Genomic DNA, 17,828 nt, shown 5'->3' on the forward strand with positions numbered 1-17,828 from the left:
TCACATCCACCAAGACGCGGCGACTTGAATTGGAGAAGGGTCGTTAGCATAGGATATCCAAATAACTAGGGCGCGTTTTGTGGTTTCTACATGCGTGTTGCTGGGCAAAGGTAAGCTTGTCTCATATTGAAATGCGCGAGCATTGTCAGTTTCGCTACTTAGCACCGCTTTTTTGTAATCTAGCACTACGAAATCATGAGTTAGCTTACGCCCTGCGTTCTCACCTCGCTTTACCGATGTTTCTATGCCAAAGCCCAGTAATGCCGCGTGAACAGTTAACAAAGAACTTTTCTTACTGGCGTTTATTTTATTGAACGTTACGTCTATGTTGTCGTTGTCTATCGAAGCATTGAGTACGCCAGACAAGGGGGCGGTGTTGTCCGGTAACGGCTGCCCGCGAAACCAACCGTTCCAAGCTCGGCCATTTAGAGCAAAACCGGGCGTGGCAATAGTGTTGGCTTTGCCTACACGCTTGTAATCTCGCTGCCTTTCACTAAAAGCGCTATCAGCAAACGGATCTTTCCAACCCAGATAATCCCAGTAGTCCACGTGAAAGTTAATAGGAACCAGCTCTGTCCATAATTTATCGCTATCTACAAAGCCTGAAATCCATTTTTCTGCTGGTGGGCAGCTGCTGCAACCTTGGGATGTATAAAGCTCCAAAACTGTCGTTTGATTAGGCGTACTGGTAAGTATGAAAGGCGCGTCTGATGCAGTTCCACGCTCAGGTTCATAGGTATTACTTTCCCTAGAATGAAGCGCAAAAGCCGCCTCTACTATAGGGTTGTTTGAAGCTTCGCTAGGCGTTTTATTTAACTCGCTCTCTGAAACCGGTGGTACGCGGCTTTGTGTTGGCTGTGCGTTGATACGCCAGTCGTAATCAATAAAGCGAAGCTTGTAATTGGAAGGTATAGGTTGCTCAATATATTTGTTGATATATTGAGGTAAGTCTCGGGCTTTGCCCGACGCAACAAAGTCTTCTGTATAGAAGTCTAATATTTCTGATACATACACTCGTTTGCGTTTATCGTCCAAATAGAAGTGCTTTTTCTTGCTGAAAAATTCATAGGTAAGCTGTTCTAACGTTTCATTTAATTGCTCTGGGTAAAACGGTGTTTTAGGTAGTCGTGGACAATCTTTCACCATGCAGTTAAGGGCGAAGTGTACTCTTGGTTCGTCAAGCGGCCTTATCACATCATTTTCATAGTCGTATAGATTAGTAACCTTCCCGCCAATCACCACATCCCGAAACTTAAAAAACGCGGCGCGAGAAAAAAAGCTGGTAAAGCCATCTGGAATACCTTTTTCAATCACGCCAAACATTGCTAATGCGTTGTAGCTATTGATGTGATAGCTCATTACTTCTTCTGGCGAAGTGAATAATTCAGGTGTTGCTGTTGGGCTAGCAAAACCAATAAACGTCACGACATTTTCGAGCCGCGCAATATCCTCAGACAAGGCCTTAAAATTAGTTCGCCCTTCTTCATCAACATAATTTGCTAATACATACTCCCAGTCTTGGTTCGCTTGTTTGTAAGCTTGCTTTAGCGTAACAAGCGCTTGGTTTTCGGCGTTAGCACTCATTGGATTTACTTCATTTGGCTTTTCGCTTGCACTAGTGTTTTGTACAAAAAACAACAAGAAAAACGCTAAAACCCATGAAACAAACACCCGCAAAGCGTCACCGAAAGCGCTGCTAAACTTGAGCGAATTAGAATACTGCATGGCTTCTTCCTTACCCTATTTCTGAAGTTTGTTGATTTGAGTGAACGCTACTTGGTCTAGCGCCAAGATCGTTATTTACCCCGTGAGCTGACTTCTGAGTTAGCTCTTGCTTTAGATCGCTAATTGGCTCACTGATTGATTCATTTAAGGCCCCAATGATGGGTTCGTGAACAGGCTTATCATCGGCAAGCAGTCGAATGGGGATCACGTTATTCTCTCGATACCGCTCGCCTAAAGGCTGATATTGCTTTACCTGCCCCCGATGGTTGGTGTAAGAAAGCGGCTTTAATATGTGCTCGTCGCGCTCTGCGTTGTGTTTACACATGGAAATGGGGCCGTCTGCTGTCATTACCATGAATGAACACGCATCAATTCTGTCCTGCTGCAGCGCACTGGCATCCATAAAGTTTTGAACGAAGAACGACAGCTTGTGCATTCGCCCGCGACTTTTAACTAAACTACTGCGCATTTCTAACAGCTTTGCCGATGATGCCTTTGCTAACCGCCAAATCCAGTGAGGGCGCAACAGTAAAGCTTGAATATAATCTCTTACTATCTTTGCCTTACCATGCTGGCGGGTAGTTTGTATATGCTTGAAATCTTCAATGAACTCGGCGAATAGCTCGCTATCGTCAACTACCGAATAGACCTGCTTATCAGCCACTAAAGTGGGCATGTAGCTGTGGCAATCACTATGACCTATACGTACCTTTTCCCAAGGCAAAGCTTTAGAAATTGTTTTCTCGATTGCCGCTTTTACGGTAAGCGGGTCGACCACATCAGTTCGCGCGCCCCACTCGCCTCGGCCGGTTTCAGCTTGTAGCTGAAACGAAGCAAAACTTACCGTATCTGCGTGCTGTACAAAAAAATCCACCAGCATGGGCAGTTCTTTGAAATTGTCGGTGTGTACCGTGGTGTTAAAGATAACCATAAGGCCCAGGCCTTTAGCTCGCTCTAGGTACTCTTCACGAATAGCATTTAGCGAATACTCATCATCATAGCCTTTGCGCTCTTGGGTGGTGTCTACATGAAATGCCACATCGTTAAGCCCAGCTCCGACAAGCTCAGTAAGCAGGTCTCTGGTAGCAGCAATTCCATTTGTAAATAGCGCCGTATGTAGGCCAAGTTGATTTGCATAGGCAACAATATCGATAAGCTCGCTGCGCTTTCTTAAGGTAGGATCGCCCCCAGTAATTTGCACGCTAATTCCAGGCCCATAGTGTTTAAGCACGTTGTCTAATCGCTTGAACACTTCTTGAATGGGAATATCACGAACTGCTTGCGAATGCTCTGACAAATAGCATAAGGTGCAATCAAGATTACATTTTTGCGTGATTTCGACAGCAACACAGCCAATGGTATGCGTTCGCCCCAAAAGTTGATTGGGAGTAAAATGTTCGCCCATTCGCTTTCGTGTAGAGGCAAGTTGTTGATTTCTTGTGGTGCCAGGGGAACACGCCATGTCCATGTACCTTTTTCAAACTACTCAGTATCAACAAAGACCTTTTACACTTAAAAATACTTTCAAGGCATGCCGTTTTTTTGCACTAACCACATTCTTTTATTGCGTAACAAGTCATGCAGAAACTAGTGAAGCAAAGCTCGGTTTAGCTGCGCAATTGAGTGCGTTCGAGGAAGTTAAAAGCCTTGTTTTTTCTGACCCTTACTCAAGCCTTCCGCAATATAAAGTGTCGCGCAAACACTTTGATGTTAACGGCGAAAACATACTGCTAAAACACGCTCAAAGAACCCTTTCATCTGATGCAAATTTTATCGAACTAGACACCAAACATAAGCTACTTCAAGCCAACGGAATTTGCTTTGGCGGTATTTGGAAGATGAATCAAAACAGCCCTTACTCTGGCCTTTTTCAAGCGGGTACAGAGGTACCTATTATTGTTAGGGCTTCAGTCAGTTTAAGCGGAACAAAGCAGCGAGATAAGCGTGCTTTTGGTATGGCAGTTAAGCTCTTCCCCAATGCCCATAGTGCACTTACTGAGAACATATTTTTAATGCACTCGCTGGGGGGAACTAAAACCCAGCATGTTGCAAGCTTGCGAATGACTAACGAACCAGCGCTTGGTGAGCTGCCGCCCTTTAGCCAGTTGCTTACTGCCTATCGATTGGAAAGCGACCTTGAGAAAGCCGATAAAGAGTTTAGCGGTAAAAAAGCCAATGCGCGGTTTAGACCCGTTTCTCATTTAGCTGCGGTAAAAGTTGGTGAAGCAAACTCCAGAATGGCGGGGCATACAGAAGAAAGTACGTCAGAACTGGCCATTTCAGCGCCAATTACTTCGAAAGAAACCAAGATAGAGCGAGAGCTTGAAGTAAAAAGCGAAGCTGAAATAAAAACCGAAAAACAAGGCCCTTACTGGCTAAGAGCTGCATTAAGGTCAGATACACCGCTGGTAGACGAAGATGATTTCAGAGATGAGTTATCGTTACAACATTACCCCAATCAGACACTGACTTGGACTATTTCTGCCGCCGAGTTTAATAATGCAGGAATAGACAAAGCGCATTGGCAAGAAATTGGCGAAATTATATTAACCGAGTCGATTGTTTCGCTTACCTGCGATACAAAGCTTCACTTTAATCACCCTGCGATTGAATGACGCTGAACTTTTCCGTTTAAACAGATAAACCTCGCGCTAGACGGTTTTTACTGCCTATCGAGATCACCGTATAGTATATGGTGTATTTATCGTTTTGTTTTAAGTGTTGTTTCATGTCCGCTTCCTTTCGCAAAAACAGTCGCAAGTATAGTCGCAGTATTCACTTGTGGCTGTCGCTGGTTATTTTTATCCCTGTGATCATTGTTATCGCTAGCGGCTTGTTATTGCAGGTTAAAAAAGAATTCGACTGGATCCAACCGCCTACACAGAAAGTGCAAAAAGGCCAAAACAGTGCGCCAACGCTGCCCTTCGAGGAAGTGCTTGATGCTGTAAAACAGGTGCCTCAGGTTAACTTTAATACGTGGGACGATATCGACCGTTTAGATGTTCGCCCCGAAAAAGGCATCATAAAAGTGCGCGGCAAGAACCACTGGGAAGTGCAGCTTAATGCCCAAAGTGGCGACGTACTTCAGGTTGCCTACCGACGCACAGACACCATAGAAGCCATTCATGACGGCAGCTGGTTCTTTGAAGGCGCCAAACTATGGCTGTTTCTACCCGCTGCCCTACTACTTTTTGTGCTGTGGGTAACCGGCCTTGTCATGTTGTACACCACCCTAAAAAGCAAATACCGAAAAAAGAAATACCGCCAGCCGCTTAATAACTCATAGTTGGTAAGTGATGGCTAGCTGTACACTTTCCCCTTGAGCAAACGCGGCTTTGTCATCGGCGCTGGTGTAATAGTGTTGGTTAGTGAAGTTACTCCAGCTGGCCTGAAGTTGCATATCCTCACTTAACTGCCAGTTCGCGCCAATATCCAGGGTAAAAACATCGCTAAGGGCTCGTTCGCCGTCTGCAATGTCTGACTTACTAGCCCGATAGCTTAGTACCGTAAAAAAGCACGTGGCTTGCCAATTAATACCCACATCTAGACGCTGATTGTTTGCCGGTATATCTGCAATGGTGTTGCCCAAGTTATCTTCACCGCTAATCCACATGCCACTAAGCCGAGCATTTAAAAAGCTGTCTTGTGATTGCCAGCTAACCTGATAGCTTGCGCCTTCTATGGTTGCACTATCTAAATTAGCATATTGAAGTACATCTTCAGCAACTGTAATACGTTCAATATAGTTATCAATTTGCTGATGAAACACTTCAATCGAGCCCTGAATGTGTCTTGCGCTATAGGCCAGGGTTAGCTGTTTATTAAGGGCTTGTTCGGTTTCAAGCTGAGTACTACCCAGCACCGTACCTCGAGGCGTTTCCCCAGCAAAAAAACGTTCAGTTAACGATGGGTTTCTAAATGCACTAGAAACATACACGCTAGCCGACCAATAGGGAGAGAGCTGATAATTTGCTCCCAAATAGCCACTCAAATTAGTGTTAGATAGCGACCTAATAGGCTGAGCATCACTAGGCTGGGAATTATTAAGCTGGCCATTATTAGGCTGGGTTGGGCTGGCACCTGAATCATCAGACTGTCGCTGCCAATCAATCCTTGCCCCCATGGCAACGGACCAGCGTTGCCATTGATGTGAAGCATCAACAACGGCTGCAGTATTAATCTCGCTAGCGTCCAGAGTACGCACTTCATAGGCAAGTTCTGATTCAAATGCGTTTGTTATCAAGCTGGGTAATGAAGAGTTAAGCGATGCGCTTTCGACTGGGGTTAAAGTGAATTCTCTCTCATCTGCCACCACACCTTCACGACCGGATAACTGAAACTGCCAGTTTAAGTCCCAGCCTTTTAACTGCGTATCTGTATTGATATTGAAACCATAATCAAACGCCTCGTTTTCGCTGTCATTTATCCTGCTTTCTGGTCGCAACACCGAGGTATCTAAGCTTGATTTATGCCACCAAATATTCCCAGCAAATAGTTTATCTTCAAACGCTATTTTGCCAAGCCAATGGGTATTATTTGGGTAGGTTGTTATTCTGCTTTCAGGATAATCACTGCTGGATTTACCAATGTCGTTGTTGTTTGAATATAGTGTCCAGGCTTCTTTTATAATGCTATTTTCAGGTCTGTGCCTAAGAAACAACCCTGTTTGTTCAAATTGATCAAACAGCAGGTTTCCGTTCGCATCCTCACCGTTATTCGCGCTTCTGTATGAGATATTCCAATCTGTAACCCCTAACTTTTCTGTGCCGTTATCACCATTTTTGCTGCTATCGGCAGCACTGGTTCCGGCATAACTCACGGCTTTCATCCGCTGATTACTACTGTAACCTACTCTCAAATAGGACTCTTTGAGTGATTCAAACTGTAAGTTCACCGCGCCGCCGATAGCGCCCGAGCCTAGATAAGTGGAAGCTGCGCCCGGTAATACGGTGGCTGATAAAATAAAATCAGGCGGAATAAAGCCTACACTTGAGCCTGCGCGCCTATCGCTGATGATAGGTACGCCATCCAGCAAGGTTTGAATTCGCCACCGCGAATACCCTCGCACATTAATACTTTGTATCTGTCCTCCCTGCCCATTTAACGATACTGACGGCGATTGAAGCAGCACATCATTGGTGTGCAAAGGCGAAACAAGACTACTTTTATCAAAATCATATTGTGGAAATATGCGTGAGAGCGCTTCGTCATAATAGGGGCGCGTAGCCGTTACCGTATAGCGTTCAACGCTATTGGTTGGTTCGCTTTGAGCAAAGCTCGGTGTCGATAAAAGTGATAGCAAAAACACTACAAAAGCCCTTGTCGAAGATATAGGCGACGAACATATTAAAGGCGAAGTCATAGATGCAGGTAAACCTGATGAAGTATCAATAAACATTGAAGAACGTTGAGCTGGAAAACAAGAAAACAATAAAAGTCTCACTAACCGTTACGTACGAATGATAAAAGTACGTACCGAAGAATCTGGTTGAAAATGAAAAGAAAAACGCGGCAGTAATGCTACTGCCGCGTGCTAAGCCCAACTAGACTAACAATTAGACTGAAAATCAGGCTAGTCGGCCGCTATTTAGCGATTACAGGAAGACCTGTTGTCCACGGTCCCCCAGCATCAACCACAGCTTGTTGCAGCTTAGGTACAGCAGTATTTTGTAAAGTACTGATGCGTGTAACTACGCTATCTAGGCTGTCTTGAGCATAACCGAGCTGATCTTTGTGTTGCTGTGTAGGACCATAAGATGAACCTAACGCAGAACGAGCATAGCGCAGGCGACTCATGATGTTCGCTGGCTTAATGCCCATTTTATCGCGTGATTTAAGACCGTAAAACGCTCTGTTCACTTCGTTTATCTCGTCTTGAATCGCAGCAAATTGGGCTTCAAGTTTTGCCACATCATTTGGCGTGCGGTCAATAGCTGTGCGCAATAGAGCCATTGTATCTTTAAGCTGCGTCAGCACTGTCGTTGAGGAAAGTGCACGTTTTTGCGCTGTGCTTACCTTATCTGAATAAGCAGCAATTTCTTCATAAGTAGCACTTTCAAGCGCCCCCTGAACAATAGGCTTAAGTTCAAACGAAACAGGTTCAGAAAGTTGTGTTACCTCAGCATTAACGCGCTTAAACAAGGTAGCAGTGTAGGTGCCTGGCAACGCCATCAGATCTCTGTCTTTGCTTTCCTTATCCGTAAGCGGACTCGTCGATGTATGCTTCATATCCCAGGTAATACGGTGTAAGCCCTTCTTCGCTTTACCCTCAACGCGCTTTATAACGTCTCCGTCGCTGTCGCGTACCTCAACATAAATCGCAGGCGCCGCTTCTTGGTTCTCTGCTTCCACAGCTTCCCAGCTAGGGTATTTAGGGTACTTCTTATCCTCTATTAACTTCTTCTCTGCTTCTTGGCGTTTTTCTTTTGCCGTAAGCAAACTGTCTTTCAGGTAATAAGTGAACGTTGCACCATGCTCAGGGTTTTCTGCAACAAAGCGGTCGTCGCCGTCAGAGTCAGTATGATTGTCATCTAGCTGGAACCATTTAACTGGGCGGCTTGGGGCAAACAAGATAGCTTCTTGCTGCATTGACTTTTCTGTTAAGGAACGCAGCGGCGCATAGTCATCAAGAATGTAGATACCACGACCAAAAGTACCTGCCACCAGGTCATTCTCACGGCGCTGAATTTTCACGTCACGAGTCGAAATGGTCGGCATGCCACCATCTAACTCAACCCAGTCTTTACCGCCATCTACCGAGAAAAACACACCAAACTCTGTACCAATAAAGAGCAGGTCTTTGTTCACATGGTCTTGCACAATGCGCCAAACCAAATGCTTCTCAGGCAAGTCTTCAGCAAGTGATGTCCAGCTTTTACCCAAGTTAGTTGATTTAATAAGATAAGGCTTGTAGTCACCATATTTGTGGTTATCCAGCGCCACATATACGGTATTAGGGTCGAACAAGTCAGCGCGAATATCATTCACATAAGAATTGGCAGGAATGCCTCTAATATCGTCTAACTCAATCTTTTTCCACGATTTGCCGCCGTTGGTGGTCACTTGAATAATGCCATCGTCAGTGCCTGCCCACAGAATATTTTCATCTACCGGGCTTTCAGCAAAGTTGGCGATGGTGTGGAATTCGGTCATGGCATATAAGTCCCAACCGGCCTCTACTGACCACGTGCGCCCCATTAATGGCGAGTGCATACGATTGCCGTTTTTCGTTAAATCGCCTGATACTGGTGTCCAGCTGTCACCGCGATCATCGCTACGCCAGACCCGCTGCGATGCAAAGTAAATACGCGCTGGGTCATGAGCTGAAACATTTATCGGCGCGTCCCAGTTGTATCGTTCTGCCGGGTCGCCTGGAAGTGGCTGAGGCTTAATGTATACGCCTTCACGGGTTTTCATATCAACGCGGGTCAAGTTACCCTGCTGCCACTGAGAATACATAATATCAGGGTTGCCTGGTTCTACCGCAGGGCCGTGTCCGTCACCACCTAACGTTAAGAACCAATCTTTATTCTTTATTCCTTCTTCTCGCATAGTGCGTGAAGGGCCACCTTGGGTAGAGTTATCCTGCGCCCCTGCGTAAATTTTGTAAAAAGGCTTTGAGTCGTCTGGCGCAACTTTATAGAACTGGGTCAATGGCAAATTAGCCATAAAGCGCCAGTTTGCCATTCTGTCGTGAGACATGTAAATACCACCGTCAGATCCCATTAACACAAAATCCGGATCGGTAGGGTGGAACGCCATGGCGTGGTCGTCCACGTGCTTGCGCTTGGTATTAATAGGCGTCCATGTTTTACCGCCATCGTCTGATACTTTACTGTAGTTGCTGGCGATATAAACACGGTCAAACTGATGCTGGTCTGCGAAAATTTCTTGATAATAGTGAGGGCCAGTACCGCCACCTACTTCATCAGACATTTTAGTCCAGCTAGCGCCCTGATCAGCTGAGCGATAAAAACCACCACCGCGATTATCAGTTTCAATGGTGGCATAGATAACATCGGGGTTCATAGGCGATATAGCCATACCAATTTTACCCATATTTCCTTTCGGCAACCCTGTTTTAAGCTCAGTCCAGGTTTCGCCACCATCGTTAGAAGTATGAATACCAGCACCTTCGTTTGTACCTACGTAAGCACCAATTGAGCGTTGACGTGCCCACGTTGCTGCGTAAAGTTTATCTGGATTGCGCGGGTCGATAAGTAAGGATGTTACGCCCGTCCATTTATCAGCAGGCTTAAGTACTTGCTTCCAGGTTTCTCCCCCGTCGGTAGTTTTATACAAGCCGCGCTCGCCGCCACCACTCCAGAGAGGACCTTGAGCTGAAACCCACACGATATCTGGGTTAGTAGGATGGATGATAATGTCTGAAACGTGCTCTGACTTCGACAGCCCCATGTTTTTCCAGGTCTGTCCGCCATCTAAAGATTTGTAAACACCATCGCCGAAGCTGATGTGGCGACCGCCATTATTTTCGCCCGTTCCCACCCAAATGATATTTGAGTTACTTGGCGCAATGGTCACATCACCAATGGAATAAACAGGCTGGTCATCAAAGATAGGCTCCCAGGTTGTGCCCGCGTTGGTAGTTTTCCACACACCGCCAGAGCCAACAGCGGTGTACCAAGTAGATGGGTTGTTCTGGTCAATTGCAATATCGGCTATTCGGCCCGACATATAAGCAGGTCCAATGTTTCTAAGTTCCATGGCTTTGAATGTTGAGCTGCTGAAGACTTCATTCTTGTCGTTTTTGTCTGCAAAGGCGGGGGGGCACGCAAGTGCAACTGATACAGCAACTGCCGCTTTAAGAAGCTTTTTCATTATTATTATCCGTCGTGTGTTGGTAGAGCATCGTGCTCTATTTAATTTATAGTATTATCAGTTATAGCATTACTAACAAATGCTCGAAGTTACAATGTAACATACGACCAATAACACAATAGTAGAGTTAAATACATTGAGTGCCCGCCATACTTTATTTAACATCACCCAACAATAAATAACGATAACAAGATGATATGCAGATTCAGCTTATAACAATGTTGGCACTGGTAACCTGCCTTATACTTAGTGCCTGCACGCCCCCACAACCTGCAAATAAAATAATCATAAGTGGGCCTTTTGAACCGGTTAATAATGACCCCGCTAGCACTGGCTATATGTTTACAAGAATGCAAGTTTTAGAAACCTTAGTTGAAGTAAGCAACCAGGGGCAACTAGTGCCGGGATTAGCGATTTCGTGGACAAGTAATAGTGACTTTACTCAATGGGAATTTATACTTCGCTCTGATGTTCACTTTCATGACGGAACCTTGATGACAGCGGATGCTGTCTATAAGAGTCTCGCGGTCGCATTTGGTAAGCCCACTCCATTTCCCAAAAACATAATCTCTGATATGGAAGTGACGTCAGACAACACTATTGCTTTCACATTGAATCAAAGTTACCGCCCATTTCCCTCCTTGATGAGTAACTACACCACGGCTGTTGTTGCCCCTTCTTCATTTGGAAAGTTCAACAGAATAAAAACGCTCATTGGTACGGGGCCTTATAAGATCTCTCACTTCGAGCCACCTCACAATATTTCTACCACACGGTTTGACAATTATTGGGGCGAGCCTGCCAATATTGAAAACGTGGAATACATAACAGGGCATCGCTCTGAAACTCGCGCACTGATGGTTAAAACAGGTCAGGCAGATATCGTTTATAATCTAGACCCTGCTTCAGTAAGCATGCTTCGAAACAATAACAACGTTAACGTGTTTAGCGATAGAATTCCCCGCACAACGCTAATAAAACTTAATAGTGGTCACCCTTTTCTAACAGATGTAAAAGTTAGGAAGGCACTTAGCTTAGCAATCGACAGAGAAGGCATAGCGCTTGGTGTAATGCGCACCCCCGATATCGCTGCAAACCAACTATTTGGCCCTAATATTCCCCAGTGGCACGTTCAATTAACACAAGCTGAAAAGCAAAAGAAAATTTCTGCTGTACAAGCAAAGCAGCAAGCTAACGACCTACTTTCAGATGCCGGTTGGGCGCTTGCTGATGATGGGCATCGTTATAAAGACGGCACTAGGCTAGCGCTTAATATGATTACCTATGCTAACCGTCCAGAGCTCATTACTATAGCTACAGCAATACAAGACCAATGGGCACAAATTGGCGTAGCGCTTTCTGTTCATATGGAGAACGTTAGCGCTATCCCCTCAGGTCATGCAGACGGTACATTAGAAACAGCTCTCATGGCGCGAAACTTCGCCAATATCCCTGACCCTTTGGGGATAATGCTTGCCGATTTTTCAACAATAAAAGGTGGCGACTGGGGGCCAATGAATTGGCGCAACGACACCGTATTTAGCAACCTTAATCTGTTAAGCCGCACGACAAATGATGAGACCTACAACCGCCTTATTGAGTCTGTCATGAGCGAAATCCGTAAAGACGTACCGCTTATACCAGTAATGTATTATGTTCAGCAAACTGCAACGTCGAATAGGTTAAGAAACTTCAGCTTCGACCCCTATGAGCGCTCTTTTCGTGTTTCACAAATGACTATAGCGCCTAATCAATGAAAAGGATCCTCTATCAGCGCCTCTTCCAAGCGCTTCTAATGGCGTGGAGCGTAGGTACACTTACCTTTATTATAACCCGGTCACTACCTGGCGATATGGCATATAAAATTGCAGCGGGACGATACGGCGATGATGCGGTATCAAGCAGTGCGGCAAAAGCCGTAGCCGAAGAGCTAGGGCTGCATAAAAGTGGACTTGAACAGTACCTTTCATGGATGGCAGATTTAGCAACGCTAGATTTAGGAACAAGTTTAGTGACTGGCGCTCCTATTATTTACGAGCTTCAAAATCAACTTTCATATACGCTTGTACTCGCTGGTCTCGCGATCATAGTATCTGCACTTATTGCGTTTCCTTTGGGCATTTATAGCGGAATAAAAAACGCTAATAATCCACATTCTATTTTTGATCATTCAGTACTGGCATTTTCTACGTTTCTTAGGTCACAACCCGTATTTTGTTTAGGTTTAATACTGATATTCATTTTCGCATTAGAATTGAATTGGTTGCCTGTGGCAGGCTCTTCTGGGTTTGTTTACACCATACTGCCCGTAATGACGCTTGGCCTATCTCTTGCCGCTATTTCAAACCGCGTTATTCGCAATAATACTATTATCGCACTGCACTCTGGCTACTTTCATTTTGCAAAGATTAAAGGGCTTAGCCCTTTTCACGCATTCAGGCGTCACGCGCTACCCAATATCGTCGTGCCGGCATTAGCGTTTATGGGGGTTCAACTTATTGGCTTGATTGAAGGCGTGATTATGATTGAAAGTCTTTTTGCCTGGCCGGGAATTGGTCATGGTTTATCTCACGCGGTATTTTCACGTGATGTACCTATGCTACAGGGCACTGCACTGCTAATGGGCTTTTTGTTTGTATCAGTTAATACGCTTGTCGATTTAAGCCAGTACGCCTTAGACCCAAGAGTAAGAGGCAATGCAGGTGATCGCCCATGAAAACCTTTTCAGTCACTAGGATAATTGGTATTTCATTATTGGGCTTGCTTGTGCTGATTTCGCTAGGTGAACCTATATTATTGGGGCAAGACGGCAACAAACAAAACCTAAACGCTATACTACAGCCTCCTAGCGCACAGCATTTTTTGGGCACCGACCATTATGGTAGGGACATGCTGGCCAGAGTTTCAGAAGGACTTCGTATATCGTTGTCGCTTGCTGCGCTTTGCGTATTTAGCTCATCAATAATGGGGGTAGTAGCAGGCGTGATCGCCGCTTGGCGTAAAGGCTGGATAGATACACTCCTTAACTTTATAGCCAATACACTTTTAGCTTTGCCGGGGCTGGTACTCATTTTACTTTTCGCAGCGATAGTGCCTGGCTCTTTTATTATGCTTTACCTGGCCATCTCTATCGTCTTGGCTGTCGAATACTTTCGTTTAGTACGCGCCAGCACGTTATCAATAATAGATAGTCCTGCCCTTGAGTGCGATATGCTCATGGGTTTCGGCAAGGGCTACTTATTTAAAACACATATTTGGCCCGCCATAAAACAAGACGTGCTTTCTCTTGCAGCGTTCGGCGCATCGACTTCTATCATCGCCATGGCGTCGGTAGGCTTTGTATATGTAGGGCTAAAGCCCCCTAGCCCGGAACTTGGTTTAATGATTGTTGAACTTTTTCCTTATTATCACGAGGCTCCCTGGCTACTTGCTCAACCAATCACAGCATTATTCATCTTAGTATTAGGCTTTCAATTACTTACAAATGATGGAAATAGCAGCCGAAATTCGTCACATAGTCATTGGCGGTCTGCTCCCGCACTAGCCAACACACCTGCGCATACAGGCGCTGAATCTCCCATAAATAAATCGCCTACCAGCAAAACGCCGGAGCACAACGCGTGAGTCAACTTATAGCTATTGAAGACTTAAGCATTTATGCGGGCAATACAGCGATAATTGAAAATCTATCACTGAGCCTATCTCAAGGTGAAACGCTCACAGTGTTAGGTGAAACGGGGGCGGGAAAAAGCCTTTTGGCACAAGCTATCATGGGGGACTTACCTTCTTCGTTAGAAGCGAGGGGCACTGTTTCCGTCAACGGTATAGATATGCTTAGTGATAACGTCCCTGCTACCAATAAAAAGTTACAGCGCGAGAGAATGTGGGGCACAAGCATGGTTATGCTTCCTCAAGAGCCCTGGCGTTCGCTAAGCCCAATGATGCAGGTCTGCCATCAGGTTGCCGAAGTGTTTCAATTCAACCAGAAACAAGATAAATACGTCGCGAGCCGCCGTGCGAAACAAGAGCTCGAACAATGGTCACTTGGCAAGCATGGGCAAAAAGTGCCCTCACAACTTTCTGGAGGAATGGCACAGCGTGTAGCGTTTGCCTGCGCTTCAGCCACACAAGCTCCATTATTTATAGCCGATGAGCCGACTAAAGGGCTTGATGCCAGCAGAAAAGTCGACATCATTGCGCAGCTAAAGCAAAAGGCTAACGAAGGAACGCTTTTAACTATCACTCATGATATTGCAGTTGCAAAAGCATTAGGCGGTAGATGTATAGTGCTTAAGAATGGAAAGCTTATTGAAGAAAACGATACGCAGCGACTTATTTCTCAACCAAAGACCAGTTATTCAAAATTATTGATATCTTCATCACCTGAACACTGGCCAAGTAAAAGCGCAGTAACTAGCCGCTTTAAGCCTTTTTTAACAGTAGAGAATCTAAGCATACAAAGAGGCGCTGACGAAATTTTCTCAAACGTTAATTTTACCTTGGGGAAAGGCGAAATCGTTGGGTTAAGTGGCGAAAGTGGTAGCGGTAAAACGTCTTTAGGCGATGCCTTGCTCGGTCTTCTTCCTTACAAAGGTGAAATTCGTTTCCACTATCCGTTACCTCGCCACCAAAAACTGAAACTATACCAAGACCCGCCGAGCGCGTTTGCAGAACACGTAACGTTACAGCGTTTAATTGATGATTTATTGAAGCTACATAAAATACCTGAGCATGACGCAGTGGAGTTCGCAGCAAGTCTTGGTTTAGATTCAACGATCTTTGGGCGTTCAGCATTAGACGTCAGCGGCGGTGAACTTCAGCGAGTGGCACTTTTACGAGCATTGATGCTAAAACCCAAGCTACTAATTGCAGACGAACCCACGTCAAGACTAGACCCTATCACTAGTAAAAAGATTACGCTGCTACTTGTCGACAAATGTAGGGAATTTAACTGCAGCTTGCTCCTAATAAGCCATGATAAAGCCCAGTTGGAAAAAGCTTGCGACCGCGTTATTTCCCTTAGGTAAGACTTCTAATTTATCCCTCAGCACAGAAACCATAGGTAATACTTTGTATCAGTAACCTTACAAAAAACGCACAAGAGGGGCAGTGTTGATAACCTTTTACTGATACACTGTACGGATTAAGTAGATTATTTTGTAGTTAGTGCTCGTTGTATGTAGTTAGTGAATTGAAATGGCATAGTTTTCGTGAAATTGGTTTCAAGCAGCTTTCGTTCCTTTATTTTGATGCTATCACTTGGTGTACCGGTGGAGGTGCACGCGTCCTTATCTGCAACAGAAAAACAGAACAGTACAGTTCACGCTAACCCTGCCAGCATTGAAGATCTGAAAGAACGTGCATTGTCTTTCTATAAGGAAGGGAATTATGAGCAGGCCATTGCAACCTTTTCAAGGGTTACTAAAGCGTTAGAAAACCGAACTAAAGAAAGCGACGTATCTGGGCTGGGCAGAGCCTACACCTATATTGCCCAATCATATAAAAGACTCAAACTACGCGAGGAAACTGCGGCTTTCTACAGGAAAGCGTTAGCCACTTACAAGCGCATCGATAGTAAACGCTATATCGCACGCACTTTAAATACCTTGGCGGAAGCCGAACGCTACCTTGGTAATTTAGATACTGCGCTGAATTTGGTCATGGAAAGTCTACGTATACACGGGACAATTGACGACCCTGAAGGGAAAGCAAAAGCGCATATGGGCGCGTCGATTATTTTGCGTTACATAGAAAATTACGAATTATCTCTTGAGCATTTAAAGCTAGCTTATGCTTATTTCAAACGTGAAAACGATGCCGTAGGAACGGCCAAAACAGCGAACGAAATAGCCCATCTTTATGTGCGTTTGGCTTCTTTTGAGGAAGCCCGGTCGTTTTATGAGGTTGCCTTAGAGTACCCAGCTGATCAACTCCCCCCTGCTACTGTAGCTACCGCTTTTCGAGAATTGGCCGGGATTGAGGCAAAAGCAGCAAACTACCAAAAAGCGCGTAACTACGCTAACCGTGCTATGGCTATTTATGACACACAAAATGCACCAGAAAAGAAAACCGCTGTATTTCGAATTATTGGTGATTCGTATAAAGGCGAAAATAACCTTACCAAGGCCATTTACAACTATCAGGCGAGCTTGGATATCGCTAACGAACTGGATAACAATTTATATAAAGTAAAAGCGCTTTTGCCACTAGGCGAAACATACTTTCAGCAACAAGACTTAACAGAAAGTAAGCGTGCTTTTGAGACAGCGCTAACGTTTTCTGAAGAATTGCAAAACAAGACATACCGTTTGGCGGCACTCAAGGGGCTGCGAGAGATAAGTTCTGCGTCTGGCCAGTTTAAAGCAGCCCTCGAATTTGCTGAAAAAGAATTGGCGTTAAGTGAACAGATACAGCTTGAAAACAATGAAAAAGATTTGGTGAAAGCGAAAGCCAAATTACTGTCGTTCAAATTGGAAAACGAGGTGGAAGCACTTAAAGAACAGAGTCGCTTAGATTATCTAGAAATAGCAAGACAGAGTAGTGAAATTGAAATTTCGCGCAAAGAACAGCAAATAGCCAATCTTCAATTATCGAAAGAGCGATACGCAAAGTTAACGTTATCGCTAGTGGTTATCGTATTAGTAAGCATCGCTTTAATTTTATATCGAAGTTACACCATGTCGCGGCGTAAAAATGAAGAGCTTCACTATCTTGCTACTCACGATTCGCTAACTGAATGTTTTAACAGGCGCTATCTTTTTGATTCATTGAGAAGCCTTTTCTCAGAATCACGCGCAACAAACTCTGCCTGCCTTGTGATGATAGATATCGATCATTTTAAAAAAATAAATGACGACTTTGGTCATAATGCAGGAGATGACGCGCTCAGAGGCGTAGCACACGTACTACGCCAAAATATATCAAACGACGATGTGCTAGCTCGTTTCGGCGGAGAAGAGTTCTGTATGGTGTTGCACAATATTTCTCTAAAAGATGCCTTGACCGTTAGCGAACAAGTTCGTTCACAAGTGGAAAGTTACGGCTTTGGCGAAATAAAATTAACATGCAGCATTGGTGTTACCTCACTTGAACTTGGCGCTTCATCCCCTACAGAACTGATAGAGCAGGCTGATAAAGCGCTTTTCTTTTCAAAGGCTAATGGTCGTAATCAAGTTAACGCTTATGCCGCTACCTAGTTAGCGGTTGCTTGTATTACTTGATTACCGGTTAATCTATTTTCCAAGTCGAGAAGTTAAAACGAAAAA

At 44.8% G+C, this 17,828-nt stretch carries 11 protein-coding genes; 7 read left to right on the top strand and 4 right to left on the bottom strand.

What is annotated here, in order from left to right:
• Both ACYX4W_RS17450 and ACYX4W_RS17455 read right to left on the bottom strand, forming a co-directional pair.
• On the bottom strand, positions 1-1,725 hold the full coding sequence (locus ACYX4W_RS17450; protein WP_476074022.1) for a DUF1223 domain-containing protein: 1,725 nt from the start codon (positions 1,723-1,725) through the stop codon (positions 1-3).
• Between the two features lie 10 nt (positions 1,726-1,735).
• A complete protein-coding gene (locus ACYX4W_RS17455; protein ID WP_476074023.1) occupies positions 1,736-3,187 on the bottom strand; it encodes a radical SAM protein in 1,452 nt (483 codons plus the stop codon).
• Here ACYX4W_RS17455 and ACYX4W_RS17460 point away from each other — a divergent pair.
• Together ACYX4W_RS17460 and ACYX4W_RS17465 are read left to right on the top strand one after the other, a co-directional pair.
• Positions 3,186-4,340, top strand: coding sequence for a hypothetical protein (locus ACYX4W_RS17460; RefSeq protein ID WP_476074024.1), 1,155 nt, complete (start codon positions 3,186-3,188; stop codon positions 4,338-4,340). The two genes, ACYX4W_RS17455 and ACYX4W_RS17460, sit on opposite strands and share 2 nt — an antisense overlap.
• A gap of 113 nt (positions 4,341-4,453) precedes the next feature.
• The gene (locus ACYX4W_RS17465) at positions 4,454-5,011 is read left to right on the top strand and encodes a PepSY domain-containing protein (protein WP_476074025.1); all 558 of its coding nucleotides are present in this window, start codon (positions 4,454-4,456) and stop codon (positions 5,009-5,011) included.
• On the opposite strand, the gene ACYX4W_RS17470 is transcribed toward ACYX4W_RS17465, so the two are convergent.
• Positions 5,006-7,033 carry a TonB-dependent receptor gene (locus ACYX4W_RS17470; RefSeq protein WP_476074026.1) on the bottom strand — a complete coding sequence of 676 codons (2,028 nt, stop codon included), beginning with the start codon at positions 7,031-7,033 and terminating at the stop codon, positions 5,006-5,008. The genes ACYX4W_RS17465 and ACYX4W_RS17470 overlap by 6 nt on opposite strands.
• Before the next feature lie 275 nt (positions 7,034-7,308).
• Positions 7,309-10,563: a WD40/YVTN/BNR-like repeat-containing protein gene (locus ACYX4W_RS17475; RefSeq protein ID WP_476074027.1), complete on the bottom strand. Its 3,255-nt coding sequence runs from the start codon at positions 10,561-10,563 to the stop codon at positions 7,309-7,311.
• A gap of 197 nt (positions 10,564-10,760) precedes the next feature.
• On the opposite strand from ACYX4W_RS17475, the gene ACYX4W_RS17480 reads away from it, so the two are divergent.
• From ACYX4W_RS17480 to ACYX4W_RS17500, 5 genes are all read left to right on the top strand, one after another.
• Positions 10,761-12,320: an ABC transporter substrate-binding protein gene (locus ACYX4W_RS17480; protein WP_476074028.1), complete on the top strand. Its 1,560-nt coding sequence runs from the start codon at positions 10,761-10,763 to the stop codon at positions 12,318-12,320.
• Positions 12,317-13,279, top strand: coding sequence for an ABC transporter permease (locus ACYX4W_RS17485; RefSeq protein WP_476074029.1), 963 nt, complete (start codon positions 12,317-12,319; stop codon positions 13,277-13,279). Before ACYX4W_RS17480 ends, ACYX4W_RS17485 begins: the two co-directional genes overlap by 4 nt.
• Positions 13,276-14,187: an ABC transporter permease gene (locus tag ACYX4W_RS17490; protein WP_476074030.1), complete on the top strand. Its 912-nt coding sequence runs from the start codon at positions 13,276-13,278 to the stop codon at positions 14,185-14,187. The genes ACYX4W_RS17485 and ACYX4W_RS17490 overlap by 4 nt, the downstream gene beginning before the upstream one ends.
• Entirely contained in the window at positions 14,184-15,590 is a 1,407-nt protein-coding gene (locus tag ACYX4W_RS17495; protein WP_476074031.1) for an ABC transporter ATP-binding protein, read from the top strand. Before ACYX4W_RS17490 ends, ACYX4W_RS17495 begins: the two co-directional genes overlap by 4 nt.
• A 183-nt stretch (positions 15,591-15,773) precedes the next feature.
• Positions 15,774-17,759, top strand: coding sequence for a tetratricopeptide repeat-containing diguanylate cyclase (locus tag ACYX4W_RS17500; RefSeq protein ID WP_476074032.1), 1,986 nt, complete (start codon positions 15,774-15,776; stop codon positions 17,757-17,759).
• Positions 17,760-17,828 lie beyond the last annotated feature (69 nt).

This window comes from Alteromonas sp. ABH4_454 (assembly GCF_056311775.1).

Bases quoted from the DNA above. Each gene is read 5' to 3' on its own strand.
- ACYX4W_RS17450 (WP_476074022.1), bottom strand. From the start codon at position 1,725: ATGCAGTATTCTAATTCGCTCAAGTTTAGCAGCGCTTTCGGTGACGCT.
- ACYX4W_RS17460 (WP_476074024.1), top strand. From the start codon at position 3,186: ATGTCCATGTACCTTTTTCAAACTACTCAGTATCAACAAAGACCTTTT.
- ACYX4W_RS17455 (WP_476074023.1), bottom strand. From the start codon at position 3,187: ATGGCGTGTTCCCCTGGCACCACAAGAAATCAACAACTTGCCTCTACA.
- ACYX4W_RS17465 (WP_476074025.1), top strand. From the start codon at position 4,454: ATGTCCGCTTCCTTTCGCAAAAACAGTCGCAAGTATAGTCGCAGTATT.
- ACYX4W_RS17475 (WP_476074027.1), bottom strand. From the start codon at position 10,563: ATGAAAAAGCTTCTTAAAGCGGCAGTTGCTGTATCAGTTGCACTTGCG.
- ACYX4W_RS17480 (WP_476074028.1), top strand. From the start codon at position 10,761: ATGCAGATTCAGCTTATAACAATGTTGGCACTGGTAACCTGCCTTATA.
- ACYX4W_RS17485 (WP_476074029.1), top strand. From the start codon at position 12,317: ATGAAAAGGATCCTCTATCAGCGCCTCTTCCAAGCGCTTCTAATGGCG.
- ACYX4W_RS17490 (WP_476074030.1), top strand. From the start codon at position 13,276: ATGAAAACCTTTTCAGTCACTAGGATAATTGGTATTTCATTATTGGGC.